Source organism: Streptomyces sp. NPDC005863 (assembly GCF_042871345.1).
Lineage (GTDB): Bacteria > Actinomycetota > Actinomycetes > Streptomycetales > Streptomycetaceae > Streptomyces.
On the sequence record NZ_JBIAII010000007.1, the window covers coordinates 208,559 to 222,960 of the forward strand.

General features: G+C 68.8%; 9 protein-coding genes. 3 read left to right on the forward strand and 6 right to left on the reverse strand.

What is annotated here, in order from left to right:
* Positions 1–21 precede the first annotated feature (21 nt).
* Positions 22–2,526, reverse strand: coding sequence for a murein biosynthesis integral membrane protein MurJ (murJ, locus tag ACFYO9_RS24735; protein WP_358778437.1), 2,505 nt, complete (start codon positions 2,524–2,526; stop codon positions 22–24).
* Between the two features lie 46 nt (positions 2,527–2,572).
* Positions 2,573–4,951, reverse strand: a complete 2,379-nt coding sequence (locus ACFYO9_RS24740; protein ID WP_358778438.1) for a DUF6049 family protein — start codon at positions 4,949–4,951, stop codon at positions 2,573–2,575.
* Between the two features lie 193 nt (positions 4,952–5,144).
* On the opposite strand from ACFYO9_RS24740, the gene ACFYO9_RS24745 reads away from it, so the two are divergent.
* Positions 5,145–6,611 carry a CCA tRNA nucleotidyltransferase gene (locus ACFYO9_RS24745; protein ID WP_358778439.1) on the forward strand — a complete coding sequence of 489 codons (1,467 nt, stop codon included), beginning with the start codon at positions 5,145–5,147 and terminating at the stop codon, positions 6,609–6,611.
* 143 nt (positions 6,612–6,754) lie between these two features.
* Here the strand turns inward: ACFYO9_RS24745 and ACFYO9_RS24750 are convergent, their stop codons facing one another.
* Positions 6,755–7,042, reverse strand: a complete 288-nt coding sequence (locus tag ACFYO9_RS24750; RefSeq protein ID WP_358778440.1) for a hypothetical protein — start codon at positions 7,040–7,042, stop codon at positions 6,755–6,757.
* 576 nt (positions 7,043–7,618) lie between these two features.
* On the opposite strand from ACFYO9_RS24750, the gene ACFYO9_RS24755 reads away from it, so the two are divergent.
* Positions 7,619–7,927 carry a hypothetical protein gene (locus ACFYO9_RS24755; protein ID WP_358778441.1) on the forward strand — a complete coding sequence of 103 codons (309 nt, stop codon included), beginning with the start codon at positions 7,619–7,621 and terminating at the stop codon, positions 7,925–7,927.
* 67 nt (positions 7,928–7,994) lie between these two features.
* Here ACFYO9_RS24755 and ACFYO9_RS24760 read toward each other — a convergent pair whose 3' ends face one another.
* From ACFYO9_RS24760 to ACFYO9_RS24770, 3 genes are all read right to left on the reverse strand, one after another.
* Entirely contained in the window at positions 7,995–9,260 is a 1,266-nt protein-coding gene (locus ACFYO9_RS24760; RefSeq protein ID WP_358778442.1) for an MFS transporter, read from the reverse strand.
* A 79-nt stretch (positions 9,261–9,339) separates the two neighbouring features.
* Positions 9,340–10,422: an inositol-3-phosphate synthase gene (locus ACFYO9_RS24765; protein WP_355812088.1), complete on the reverse strand. Its 1,083-nt coding sequence runs from the start codon at positions 10,420–10,422 to the stop codon at positions 9,340–9,342.
* A gap of 59 nt (positions 10,423–10,481) precedes the next feature.
* Positions 10,482–11,168: a helix-turn-helix transcriptional regulator gene (locus tag ACFYO9_RS24770; RefSeq protein ID WP_355812085.1), complete on the reverse strand. Its 687-nt coding sequence runs from the start codon at positions 11,166–11,168 to the stop codon at positions 10,482–10,484.
* A gap of 373 nt (positions 11,169–11,541) precedes the next feature.
* On the opposite strand from ACFYO9_RS24770, the gene ACFYO9_RS24775 reads away from it, so the two are divergent.
* Entirely contained in the window at positions 11,542–14,304 is a 2,763-nt protein-coding gene (locus tag ACFYO9_RS24775; RefSeq protein ID WP_358778443.1) for a transglycosylase domain-containing protein, read from the forward strand.
* Positions 14,305–14,402 lie beyond the last annotated feature (98 nt).

The window sequence follows — 14,402 nt, forward strand, 5'->3', positions numbered from 1 at the left end:
GGTTGTGCGCGGCCGCCCATCTCAGCGACCGAGACGGCCGCGGACCATGCCGACCATCGAGTTGAGCTCCGCGATCCGCATGCGCTTCGCGGCGACGAAGAAGACTCCGAGCAGGACCACGCCACCGGCCAGCAAGGCCGCCAGCGACCCGAGGACGCCCTGTCCGAGCGCCTGGGTGACCGCGTACGCGGCGCCGCCGCTGAGCAGGGCCGCGGGCAGCGCCGCGATCCCGAGGCGGGCGTAGGTGCGCAGCACGTTGGCGCCGTCCAGGTCGCCACCGAGGCGCTTGCGCAGCCGGCGCCAGGCGACGCCCACGCCGATGGCGTACGCGAGGCCGTACACGGCGGCCATGCCGGTGACCGCCCAGCGCGTGGGCAGCAGCATGTAGCAGGCGCCGGAGGCGGCGGCGTTGACGGCCGCGACGATGACCGTGTTGTAGAAGGGCGTGCGGGTGTCCTCGTAGGCGTAGAACGCGCGCAGCACCACGTACTGGACGGAGTAGGGGATCAGGCCGAGGCCGAAGGCCATCAGCATGTAGCCCATGTTCGTGGCCTGGGCGCTGCCCGAGGAGCCGAAGATCAGGGTGCACATCGGGATGCCGAGCGCGACGAATCCGAAGGCGATCGGGACGATCGCGACGGCCGTGGTGCGCAGGCCCTGCGAGATGTCGTCGCGTACGGAGCCGGTGTCCCCGTCGTGTGCGGAGCGGGCGAGCCGGGGCAGCAGGGCCGCCATCAGGGAGACCGTGATGATGGCCTGTGGGAGGCCCCAGATGAGCTGGGCGTTCGCGTAGGCGGCGAAGCCGATGCCGCTCGTCGCGGGCAGGTCGGTGGTGGCCGCGGTCGCCAGCTGCGTCACGACGATCGCGCCCGCCTGGTTGGCGAGGACGAAGAGGATGGTCCACTTGGCGAGCTTGGCGGCCTTGCCGAGGCCGTGGCCCTTCCAGTCGAAGCGGGGGCGCAGCCTGAACCCGGTCTCACGGAGGTACGGGATCATCGCAAGCGCCTGGACGACCAGGCCGAGCAGGACACCGACGCCGAGGAGGCGCTCGGCCTGCGGCGGGATGCTGTTCACCGTCATGCCGGACTCGGCCGAGGACCCGTACACCCAGATGAACATGCCGAGCGTCGAGATGATGACGATGTTGTTCAGGACCGGCGTCCACATCATCGCGCCGAACTTGCCGCGCGAGTTGAGGATCTGCCCCATCACCACGTGGACGCCCATGAAGAAGATCGAGGGCAGGAAGTAGCGGAGCAGGGTGACGCCGACCTCGGTGGCCGCCGGGTCGTTCGCGACGGGCACCGACATCACCCGGACCAGCTGCGGTGCCAGGACGATGCCCAGGACGGTGAGCGCGCCGAGCGCCACCATCACGAGCGTCAGGAGACGGTTGGCGTAGGCCTCGCCGCCGTCGTCGTCCTCCTTCATGGAGCGCACCAGCTGGGGCACGAAGACCGAGTTGAGGCCGCCGCCGACGGTGAGGATGTAGATCATCGTCGGGATCTGGTAGACGACCTGGAAGGTGTCGCCGAGCAGACCGACACCGAGCGCCGAGACGATCAGGGCGGAACGGATGAAGCCGGTGAGGCGGGAGACGAGCGTGCCGGCCGCCATGACCGCGCTGGACTTCAGCAGGCTCGACGCACGGCCGCCGGACTTGCCGGCGGGGGCGGGCGGCGGCGCGGCGGGGGTCGGCGCGGGATCGGTCACCGGAGCGGCGGCCGGCGCCGGGACGACCGGCTGCTCGGCGGCGGGCGGGTAGCCGCCGTCGACGGGCAGCGGGTAGCCGTTGCCCTGCGGATAGCCGCCGTCCTGCTGGTAGTCGTTGCCCTGCTGATAACCCTGGGGGTAGCCGTCACCCTGCGGGTATCCGTTGTCCTCGGGGTGGCCGCCCTGCTGGTAGGCGCTCTGCGGGTGACCGCCCTGGGGGTAGCCCTGCTGCGGGTAACCACCTTGCTGCGGGTAACCGCCCTGCTGCTGATAGCCGCCCTGCTGGTAGCCCTCACGGGGATACGCGTCCTGCTGGTAGTCGGCCTGTCCGCCGCCGTACCCGCCGGGCTGCTGGTCGCGGAAGAGGTGGGCGAAGGCGTCCGGCTCGTGACGCTCCTCGCCGGCCTGGGTGACCAGGTCGTCGACGCCCACGAACTGCGTCGTACGGGCGTCGTCGCCGTACGGGAGGTGCCGGGTCGGGCCCTCCGGCTCGGGGGCAGGGGTCTGCGCCCATCTGCGGGAGTCTGGAGCGTGCGGCGGGGCGGGCGGGCGGCCGTAGAGCGGCTGCTGCGGGTAGGTGCCCGGCGGCGGCGGTGGGTGCGCCGCGCGGTCGTAGAGCGCCTCGGTCACCGGGTCCTGGGCGGAGAGGTCCTGCGCCCGGTAGGGGTCCTGGTCGTAGGCGTCCTGGAGGTACATGTCCGGCGCGGGCTGCGGCGGCACCTGCCCGTGCTCGGGAGAGCCGGGCGGCAGGTCCTCGGGAGAAGCGGAGCCACCCGTGCCCTGGCCACGGTCACCGTCGTACGGCGCGTTCATGGTTACCCCACCTCATCGTCCCCGGGCCCACCGGCCACGACATCGCTCAACGCTCCACTCTCTCACCCGTGTCCGACGGGTCCGTGCTTTCCGGGGCGGTGTCCGGTGTCGGGTCACTCGGCTGCTCGGGGTCGCCCTCGTCGGGCTCGCCGCCGGAGCCACCCTCCGGGCCGTCGCCCGGGCCCGTGTCCGGCGCCTCCTGGGCCCGCTTCCGGGCCGCACGCTTGCGCTGCGTGTACATCCGGAATCCGGCCAGTACGAGCAGCAGGAGACCACCGGCGATGACGAGCATCACGGCGGGGGTGACCTCGGTGACGTTGACGTCGAAACGCACGACGTCGCCGTACGGCTCGCCGTCCTCCGTGTACAGCTGGGCGTAGACCGGGACCGGGCCGTTGGCGTTGGCCGTGGTCGTGAACTTCACGGACTGGGAGTGCCCGCCCGCGATCTTGATCTGCTTCTCCTCGAACTGCCCGTCGCCCACCTTCAGACGCGTGGGGTTGGTCGAGGACAGCCGCAGTACCAGGTGCTCGACGTCCTGCACCAGATTGTTCTGCACGGAGATCGGGATGGTGGCGCTGCGGCCGGAGAGCTTCGCGTCGGACCGCTGGATCAGGGAGACCTGCCTGGTGAGGTCCTTCAGATAGCTTCCGACACTGTCCCGGTAGGCCTTGGCCTGCGCCGGACGGCCGCGCCAGGACGTGGACATCTCACGGTCTATGGCCCTGCCGAAGGGGGTGACCACCCGGTCCTTCTCGGTGAGGATCACCTGGAAGCGCTTGAGTCGGCTCTGGGTGTTCTGGATGGCCTCGAAGGCCAGCTGCGGCAGCTCCTGCCTGCGCAGGGCGGCGGGGTAGGCCCCGGCCGACGGAACCTGGGTGGTGGCGTCCGGGTCCGGCTTGGCCTTCGCGGCCGCGGCCAGGTCCTGGGGCTGGGACCACTTCTCGTCGCCGAGGGTCGACAGCGCCTTGTGCATGGTCTGGGCCTGGCTCGCCGTTGGCATGCGCTGCGGGGCGACGACGATGTTCCGCTGCCGGTCCGGATCCTGCAGATTGATCATCAGGCTCTGGGCGAGGAACTCCTGGACGGCGAGGGTGGAGTTCTCCGCCCCCGTCATGTCGCCCTGGAAGGCCGTGGAGAGGCGCGCGTCGGCCACCACGGCGGTCGTGCCGCCACCGACGGGCCGCGCCGCGGACGGCGTGTAGGACAGACCGCCGGTCTCGCGCAGGCTGTCGCTGCGGGCGATCACCGTATGGGCACCGGCGGAGGTGGCGACGTCGACGATCGACGGGTCGATCGCGCCGTCGGCGGGCCAGGCGAAGTCCGTGCTCGGCTTCACCTGCAGGATCGCCTTCACCGCGTCGGCGCCGACCTCGGTGGCCTCCCTCAGGTGGCCGAGGGAACCGGAGACCGCCCTGCCGGTGTGCGCGAGGGAGGCGAGGTCGGGGTCGGCGAAGGGCAGGGCGACGACCTTCTTGCCCTTGACGGCGGACTGCAGGCTGTTGAGCCACTGATTGGCGAGCGTCTGGTGCTTGCCCGCCCTGGTGGTCTTCCCGTCGGGGTTCTCGATCCGGTAGCTCTTCGTCATCGCCTCGACCGAGGCGAGCAGGTCCGGATCGATGACCCAGGTGACGTCCAGGCTGCTGCCGAGCGACAGGAGCTGCTCCAGGCGGCCGCCCGTGGCCAGCTCCTCGGCCAGGTCGTCGTTCTTGAAGACGGGGGTCTGCTGCTCGTCGGAGCCGGTCTTCGCCGTGAGGTGGTTGGTCGAGGTGAGCGGCCACAGGTACGTGGTCTTCGTCTTCGTGGAGGCGGCGTCCGGCTGCCACGGCAGGAAGGTGTGCTCGATGCCGAGGACCTGGGAGTAGGGCTGGGCGGCGCTCTGCCCGGTGAGGGCCACGCCGAGCTGGTAGACGCCCTCGGCGCCCAGCGGCAGCTCCTTCGCCGGTACGGAGATGCTGAAGTCCTGCCGCACGCCGGGAGCGAGCCTGCTGAACTTGTCGACGTACTTCCCGCCGACATCCGTGCCCTCGGACCCGGGCTGGAAGCCCGTGCGTTTCGCGGCGCTGTCGATGGCGCTGCGGGAGTTGAGCGGCGCGACCCGCAGCCCGACCTGGGCGCCGGTCACCGTCTGCTTGCCGTTGTTGGTGACCGTGCCCGAAACGGTGACCGTGTCGCCCTCACCGGGGGCGGTGGGGGTGAGCGAGTCCACAGAGACGTCGACGGTGCGGGAACCGGTCGGGTCGGCCTTCGCGCCCGGCATGGCGGAGACCGCCTTCGCGCCCGGCTCGGCGTGCGCCGCCTGCCCCGCCGGGACCTGCAGCAGCCCGGCCAGCAAAGGGGTACCCACCAGCAGTGCTGCGGTGCGCCGCAGCCACCGGCGGGCAGGTGAGGGGCTTGTCCCCGGAAAGTCTGCCGCCTCGGCCACGCGTTCGCCCGTCCCTCGTCGTCAGTGGTCGTCGGATGTGCGTCCACGCATGGTAACGATGCGCGCTGTGGCGAAGTGCCGCGGACTGCTCCACGTGATCGGAAGAGCTGTCCGGAGCGGCGGCGCGGGGCCTCTGGGGCCGGGCGGGAATCGGGTCGGCCGCGGGCGTCCGGTGCACGTACCCTTTTCTGTTGTGCCGAACGCCAATGAAGACAATCCCAGCGCACTGAGCCAGGTGCAGCGCCGCGCGGTCAGCGAACTGCTGCGGGTGTCCCCTGTCGCGGACGATCTCGCCCGCCGTTTCCAGGAGGCCGGGTTCTCCCTCGCCCTGGTCGGCGGCTCGGTCAGGGACGCCCTGCTGGGCCGGCTCGGCAATGACCTGGACTTCACGACCGACGCCCGCCCCGAGGAGGTACTGAAGATCGTCCGGCCGTGGGCGGACGCGGTGTGGGAGGTCGGGATCGCCTTCGGCACGGTCGGCTGCCAGAAGGAGGCCCGCGTCGGGGACGTCGAGCAGAGCTTCCAGGTCGAGGTCACGACGTACCGCTCCGAGGCGTACGACAGGACCTCGCGCAAGCCCGAGGTGTCCTACGGCGACTCCATCGAGCAGGATCTCGTACGCCGTGACTTCACCGTGAACGCGATGGCCGTGGCGCTGCCGGAGAAGGAGTTCGTCGACCCGCACGGCGGGCTCGAGGACCTCGCGGAGCGTGTGCTGCGCACCCCCGGCACGCCCGAGGAGTCCTTCTCGGACGACCCGCTGCGGATGATGCGGGCCGCGCGCTTCGCCGCGCAGCTGGACTTCGAGGTGGCTCCTGACGTCGTCGCCGCGATGAAGGCGATGGCCGAGCGCATCGACATCGTCTCCGCGGAGCGCGTACGGGACGAATTGAACAAGCTGCTCCTCTCCGCACACCCGCGCAAGGGCCTGGCCCTCCTCGTCGAGACGGGCCTCGCCGAGCGGGTCCTGCCCGAGCTGCCCGCGCTGCGCCTGGAGCGGGACGAGCACCACCGCCACAAGGACGTGTACGACCACTCCCTGATCGTTCTCGAGCAGGCGATGGCCCTGGAGACGGACGGCCCCGACCTGACGCTGCGGCTCGCCGCGCTGCTGCACGACATCGGCAAGCCCCGGACGCGGCGCTTCGAGAGCGACGGCCGGGTCTCCTTCCACCACCACGAGGTGGTCGGCGCCAAGATGGTCAAAAAGCGCATGACGGCGCTCAAGTACTCCAATGAGCTCGTGAAGGACGTCTCGTGCCTGGTCGAGCTCCACCTGCGCTTCCACGGCTACGGCACGGGTGAGTGGACGGACTCGGCCGTACGTCGCTACGTACGGGACGCGGGCCCCCTCCTGGAGCGGCTGCACAAGCTGACCCGCTCCGACTGCACGACGCGCAACAAGCGCAAGGCGAATGCCCTGTCGCGTGCGTACGACGGCCTGGAGGAGCGCATCGCCCGCCTCCAGGAGCAGGAGGAGCTGGACTCGATCCGCCCCGACCTCGACGGCAACGACATCATGGAGGTCCTGGACGTCAGCCCCGGCCCGGTGATCGGCAAGGCCTACAAGTTCCTCCTTGAGCTGCGCCTGGAGAACGGCCCGATGGAACGGGATGCGGCGGTGGCGGCGCTCAAGGAGTGGTGGGCGACCCAGGACTGAGTCGATGTAACGCGAGGGGGCGGGGGATGTTTCACGTGAAACACCCACTCCGCCCTCACTACCCCGAGGGGCGTTGTTTCACGTGAAACCGTGAAACAACGCCCCTCAGTGGGCCGTGCGACAGGTCCAGCGCCTGCCTCGGGTCAGGCTTCCTTCGTGCAGAAGAGGAACTCCTTACCCTTCCCCGTCTCTGCATAAAACCCGGTGGCGCCTTCGACCTTGCGGCACTCAGTCTCCGCCGTGAAGGAAGTGAAGTGACCGTCGATTTTCTTGATGACCTTCGACTCCGCCTCGGAAGACGAGCAGTCCACGACCTCCATGCGGTCCGAGGATGAGGAGGCGGGCTTCAGGCAGTCGCCCACGGCCGCGGTCTCCGCGTCATCCCGGCTCGCCCACCAGCCGCCGGCTATCACGAGCAGACCCACAACCACGGCCGCGCCTCGCAGGTACGCCTTTATGGGGCGACGCTGAGGCTGCGGCGGAGGAACCGGTCCGCCCTGACCGAAGGCCGGATAAGGCTGCTGCGGAACGCCAGGGTGGCCTTGCTGCGGCGGGTACGGCGCTTGCTGACCGTACGGAGCACCACCCTGAGGCTGGCCATAGGGATTCTGGCCCTGGGGCGGATACGGAGTCTGGCCCTGGGGCGGCGGAACGGTCACTGCGGGGGTCCCCCTCGAACGAAAGCGCATGGCGCGAATACGACGCCCGTAAGTTATCTGTACGCAGCGAGCTCCCCCCACATCAGTGCCACTCTGTGGCACTGATGTGACATTTACTGACTACCAAAAGGCGCAGAGCGACACCTCTTTCCCCCAAAGAGGGAGGCTGTGGTGCTGACTGTCGGTTGGTGCGGTCAGCGGGAGCACCTACCTGGCCATCACAAAAAGGGACCTACCTCGTCACGTTCTGTGACTTTGATCTCATGCCCTCTTGAAAGACTTCTCCCCGAGACGCAACACGATGCAAGGTGTGGGCGACCAGTTGATCATTCGCTCTAGGGGGACAAAGTGAAGCGGATACTTGCAATGGGCGTGGCAACCATGGGGGTTGTTGCAGGCATGATTGCCCTCCCGGCAACAGCGCAGGCCTCGCCCGGAAACTGCCTGGTGGGTGGTGAGCGCGACGGATACCCGATGTATGCGCACGCGGCTTGTGGTGCGGGTTCCGGGCAGTTTCGGGTGATCGCCGTGTGCGACCCCTATAGCGGTGACGCCTACACCGTGTACGGCAAGTGGGCCACGCCCAAGTTGTCGATGTCCAAGGCCTTCTGCCGTGGCAAGGACTATCTGAGCCACTGGCGTTTCGACCCGCGGTAGTGATGCCGGGAAGTTGAACGTCGTTGTTGCACTCGGGGTGCCGCGCTGACCGGTATCCCGAGTGGTCCTACCGCACTTGGACCTTGCCGAGCCGGGCCATAGCCCCAGCAATCGCCGCGTAGACCAGAGCCACCGTGACGACCAGCGGAACCGAGCGGCCGTCCGGGGGCAGTATCAGGGCGGCCACCGCGGCTGCGCCCACGAACGCCACGTTGAAGAGGACGTCGTAGACGGAGAAGATCCGTCCGCGGAAGCCGTCGTCCACCGAGGACTGCACCACCGTGTCCGTGGCGATCTTCGCGCCCTGAGTCGTCAGGCCGAGGACGAAGGCGGCGACCAGCAGCGGGCCGGGGGCGAAGGTGAGCCCGAGCGCCGGTTCGAGGACCGCGGCCGTTCCCGCACAGGCGATGATCCAGCCACCCGCCCCCAGCCGCCCCACCGCGGCCGGCGTCACCAGGGCCGCCACGAAGAAGCCGGCGCCGGAGACCCCCAGGGCCAGCCCGAGCAACGCGAGCCCGTCGGACTCCGTCGACGACCACGCGTACCGGCACAGCATCAGGACCATGACCGTCAGCGCGCCGTAGCAGAACCGCATCATCGTCATCGCGGCCAGCGCACGGGCGGCCGCGGGGCGCCGCAACAGGTGCCGCACCCCCGCCGTCAGGCCGTGTGCCGTGCCGGCCAGCGCGGCCGCGAGCCGTGGCGGCACGAGTTCCGGATCGGGGCCGAGCAGGTCGCGGGCCATGCGCAGGGAGGCGGCCGCCGCGCAGAGGTACAGCAGCGAGCCGAGCAGGACCACCGCCGCGTCCGAGTCCGCGGCCACCAGTCGGACGACGAAGGCGAGGCCGCCGCCCGCGGTCGCGGCGAGCGTCCCCGCGGTCGGCGAGAGGGAGTTGGCGAGGACGAGACGGTCGGCGTCGACCACGCGGGGCAGCGCTGCCGAGAGCCCGGCGAGCACGAAACGGTTGACGGCGGTGACGCAGAGCGCGGAGACGTAGAAGAGCCAGTCGGGCACGCCGCCCAGCATCAGCACCGCGGTCAGCGACGCCAGCACGGCCCGCAGGAGGTTGCCGTAGAGGAAGACCTGACGGCGCCGCCAGCGGTCGAGCAGCACGCCCGCGAAGGGACCGATCAGCGAATAGGGCAGGAGCAGCACCGCCATGGCGGAGGCGATCGCGCCCGGCGAGGTCTGCTTCTCCGGGGAGAAGACGACGTACGTGGCGAGCGCGACCTGGTAGACGCCGTCCGCCCCCTGGGAGAGCAGCCGTACGACGAGAAGCCGCCGAAAATCCCGCAGCTTCAGCAGTATCCGCAGGTCACCGACGACAGCCATGGAGCACAGCCTCACATACGAGGAGGGTCCCCGGGCGGAATGCCCGGGGACCCTCGACAAGCAACAAGGAGAGAGCGATTTAGCGCTCGACCTCGCCCTTGATGAACTTCTCGACGTTGTCGTACGCCTCGTCGTCGAAGTACTGCACCGGCGGGGACTTCATGAAGTACGAGGACGCGGAGAGGATCGGGCCGCCGATGCCGCGGTCCTTGGCGATCTTCGCGGCGCGCAGGGCGTCGATGATGACACCGGCCGAGTTCGGGGAGTCCCAGACCTCGAGCTTGTACTCCAGGTTCAGCGGGACGTCGCCGAAGGCGCGGCCTTCGAGGCGGACGTACGCCCACTTGCGGTCGTCGAGCCACGCCACGTAGTCGGACGGGCCGATGTGGACGTTCTTCTCGCCCAGCTCGCGGTCCGGGATCTGCGAGGTGACGGCCTGCGTCTTCGAGATCTTCTTGGACTCGAGGCGGTCGCGCTCCAACATGTTCTTGAAGTCCATGTTGCCGCCGACGTTGAGCTGCATGGTGCGCTCGAGACGGACACCGCGGTCCTCGAACAGCTTCGCCATCACGCGGTGCGTGATGGTGGCGCCGACCTGCGACTTGATGTCGTCACCGACGATCGGGACACCGGCCTCGGTGAACTTGTCCGCCCACTCCTTGGTGCCGGCGATGAAGACCGGGAGGGCGTTGACGAACGCGACCTTGGCGTCGATGGCGCACTGCGCGTAGAACTTCGCGGCGGCCTCGGAGCCCACGGGCAGGTAGCAGACGAGGACGTCGACCTGGCGGTCCTTGAGGATCTGGACGACGTCGACCGGGGCCTCGGAGGACTCCTCGATGGTCTCGCGGTAGTACTTGCCCAGGCCGTCGTGGGTGTGGCCGCGCTGGACGGTGATGCCCTTGTTCGGCACGTCGCAGATCTTGATGGTGTTGTTCTCGCTGGCGCCGATGGCGTCCGAGAGGTCGAGGCCGACCTTCTTCGCGTCGACGTCGAAGGCGGCGACGAACTCGACGTCACCGACGTGGTAGTCGCCGAACTGGACGTGCATCAGGCCCGGGACCTTGGCGTCCGGGTCTGCGTCCTTGTAGTACTCGACGCCCTGGACCAGCGAGGCGGCGCAGTTGCCCACGCCGACGATGGCTACGCGAACCGAACCCATTCCGGTTGCTCCCTGTGTGATCTCGGTATTCCGGATGAAACCCCGCGGAACGCTGGGTCTCACTTGGTGGGGTCATCGGACGGATCCGGCGGCGGGTTGGTCTCCCGCCGCCGGGGCAGGCCCGCCGACTCCCCGGATGTGCTGTTCTGCTGAGCGGAGCCGCCGGGGGCGGACCGTTGCTGGTCCCGCCCCGCCCGCTCGCTCTCGATGAGCTCGTTCAGCCAGCGCACTTCGCGCTCCACGGACTCCATGCCGTGGCGCTGAAGCTCGAGCGTGTAGTCGTCCAGGCGCTCCCGGGTACGGGCCAGGGAGGCACGCATCTTCTCCAGGCGCTCTTCGAGGCGGCTGCGGCGGCCCTCGAGCACCCGCATCCGCACGTCCCGCGAGGTCTGCCCGAAGAAGGCGAAGCGGGCGGCGAAGTGCTCGTCCTCGTAGGCGTCGGGGCCGGTCTGCGACAGCAGATCCTCGAAGTGCTCCTTACCTTCCGCCGTCAACCGATAGACGATCTTGGCGCGACGCCCTGCGAGTGGAGCTGCGAGGGCGTCCTCGGGGCTGCTGCCCGTCTCCTCGATCAACCAGCCGTTGGCGACCAGCGTCTTGAGGCAGGGGTACAGCGTCCCGTAGCTGAAGGCGCGGAACACTCCCAGTGACGTATTGAGGCGTTTACGCAGCTCATAGCCGTGCATCGGGGACTCGCGAAGCAGACCGAGGACGGCGAATTCCAGGATGCCGGAGCGCCTGCTCATCTTCGCCTCCTGTCTGTCACGGTCCCTCGGGACGGCCTTTATGCCGAGCTGATGTATCGACTCGATACATCGAGACGATAGAACGGCGATCCGGATGAGACAAGAGGGGGCACGGTGAACGGCGTCACATCACCGATTCGTAGGAAGTAACTTGCCTGATTTGGGGTGAACTTCGGCTCTACGAGGGTTTTGACGGTGCGTAGTCTGTGCGCCATGCATGCCACCGGGAACCAAGTGATGCCGGGGAGCGTCGTGGTCCCCGGTGCAGTGCGGGTGAGCTCCGGAACGGGCGCATCCGTACTTCGGGGGGACCGGAAACCAGCCGCCGTTTCCAGGCGTGGACAGCTGCGCCTGCCCGAGGAGTAATCGTTCGATGAGCGAGCACCGTCGCAAACCGCCGCAGCCGCAGGGCGGCGGACGCGCCGCGGCCCGGCGTGGCGCCCCAGCAGCGCCGTCGGGCCGCCGTGCGGCACCGCGGGGCGACACCGGATCGCCCTCTTCTTCTTATGGGGCTTCGGGAGCAGACACTCCGGATGACGGAGGCCGTCCCTACGGCGGCCGGGCCGAGGCCCGGCGCGCCGCACAGCGCAGCGGTTCCCTCGGGGCGAGCGGCGGCCGCCGCAGGGCGCCCGACGGAGGTGGGCGCTCGGGCGGTGGCGGCCGTCGTGGCGGTGGCGGCCCCGGTGGTCCGAGCGGGCCGGGCCGTGGCAGGGGGCGCGGCGGTGCCGAGCCGCCCCGCAAGAAGCGGTTCATCGACTACCCGCGCGCGGGCAAGTACGGCGCGCGGCGCTGGGTCCCGTCATGGCGCCTGGTCTCGGGTGTGTTCCTCGGCTTCCTCGGCAGCGTGATGGCGGTCGCCGGCATCTCGTACGCCTTGGTGAAGGTGCCCGAGGTCGACAAGGCGGCCAAGGCGCAGAACAACGTCTATTACTGGGACGACGGCAAGCAGATGGTCGCGACCGGCGGCGAGCGCAACCGGCAGATCATCGACTACGACGACATCCCCAAGGAGATGCGCTTCGCCGTCATGTCGGCGGAGAACAAGTCCTTCGAGAAGGACAAGGGCGTCGACCCGATGGGCATCACCCGTGCCCTGGTGAACATGGCCAAGGGCGGGCAGACCCAGGGTGGCTCGACGATCACCCAGCAGTACGTGAAGAACGCGCGGCTCGGCGATCAGTCGCAGACGTTCACCCGTAAGTTCAAAGAGCTCTTCATCTCGATAAAGGTCGGCCGGACGGTCTCCAAGGAGAACATCATGGCCGGGTACCTCAACACCGCCTATTACGGGCGTGGGGCGTACGGCATCCAGGCGGCCGCGCGGGCGTACTTCAACAAGGAAGCCAAGGAACTGGACCCGAGCCAGTGCGCGCTCCTCGCGACCGTGCTCAAGGGCGCCACGTACTACGACCCCGCCGGCTACCCCGAGATCGACCCCGCGGCCAACTCGCAGGACAACACCACACGTGCCAAGAAGCGGTGGTCCTGGATCCTCGACGAAGAGGTCAAGGACGGGCGGCTGACCGCCGCCCAGCGGGCCACGTACCAGGACTTCCCGAAGCTGCAGAACCCGCGGTCGAACATCGACCTGGCGGGCCAGACCGGCTACCTCGTGGACCTGGCCAAGGCGTACGTCATCCGGAACACCAAGATCACCGCCGAGCAGCTCCAGCAGGGCGGCTACGAGATCCACACGACCTTCAACAAGGCGAAGGTCAAGGAGCTCGAGGACTCGGTGAACAAGGTGCGCAAGGCGAAGATCAAGCCGAAGCTGCGCCCGGAGAAGGACACGCACGTCCAGTTCGGCGGCGCCTCCGTGGAGCCGAAGGACGGCGCGATCAAGGCCATCTACGGCGGTGAGGACGCGACGAAGCACTTCACCAACAACGCCGACCAGACCGGTGCCCAGGTCGGTTCGACGTACAAGCCGTTCGTGCTGGCCGCCGCGTTCAAGAACGGCGTGCGCAACCCGGACCTCGGCGAGATCCAGGCGGACAGCGAGCGCACGGTGGTCAACCCGAAGAGCCTGTACAGCGGCAAGAACAAGCTCAAGATCCAGAAGTACGACGGAAACGTCTGGACCGACCGCGACGGCAAGGAATGGCTCCAGAAGAACGACGGCAATGAGTCGTACAACCCCCCGACCTACCAGATCGACCTCCGCGAGGCGATGAGGCAGTCGGTCAACTCGGCCTATGTACAGCTCGGCATGGACGTCGGCCTGGACAAGGTGAAGGAGTCGGCCATGGCAGCCGGACTCAAGGACGACCAGTCCATGGCGAGCGCCAACTACCCGTCCTTCTCGCTCGGCACCTCGTCGCCGAGCGCGATCCGGATGGCGGGGGCGTACTCCACCTTCGCCGCGAGCGGCGAGCAGAACGACCCGTACTCCGTCACCGAGGTGCAGCACGAGGGCGACACGGTCTACAGCCACAAGAAGGAGACCAAGCGCGCCTTCGACGACACGGTCGCGGACAACGTCACCGACGTGCTGCGGACGGTCGTGGAAAAGGGCACCGGCACGTCGGCCAAGCTCGTCGGCCGCCAGGTCGCGGGCAAGACCGGTACGACGGACGGCAACAAGTCCGCCTGGTTCGTCGGCTACACCCCGCAGCTGTCGACGGCGGTGAGCATGTACCGGCTCGACGACGACGAGTCCAACAAGAAGCGGCACTTCCTGGAGATGTTCGGCACGGGTGGCGAGGAGAAGATCCACGGCGCCTCGTTCCCCGCGCAGATCTGGCAGGACTACATGGAGCGGGCGCTCAAGGGTGAGCCCGTGAGGAACTTCCCCGTGCCCGGGCCGATCGGCGAGGTCGTCGGCGAGACCCCGCCCCCGACGACCGCTCCCACGAAGTCCGAGGAGCCGGAGAAGACCACGTCGCCCACGCCCTCGGAGTCCAAGTCCTCCAAGCCTCCGACGAAGTCGCCCGACCCCGGGGAAACCTGTGACCCGCTCGACTGGGACTGCAACCACGACGGCGGCCAGGAGAACGGCGGAGCCGAAGGGGGTGTCGGCGGTGGTCCCGGCGGCCCCGGCGGCCAATCACCGCCCGCTACGGAAGACCCGGACGGTGGCGGGGTCAACGAGGGCAACGAAGACGGCGGAAGCCACTTCATCGGTGGACCGGGCTGAGCCGAGCTCGCGGGAGTGACCCGGTGAACCGCCGGGGCACGGTCCACGGATGTTTCACGTGAAACGAGGGCCGTGGAAAACGAGGGTCGTCGCGCCGA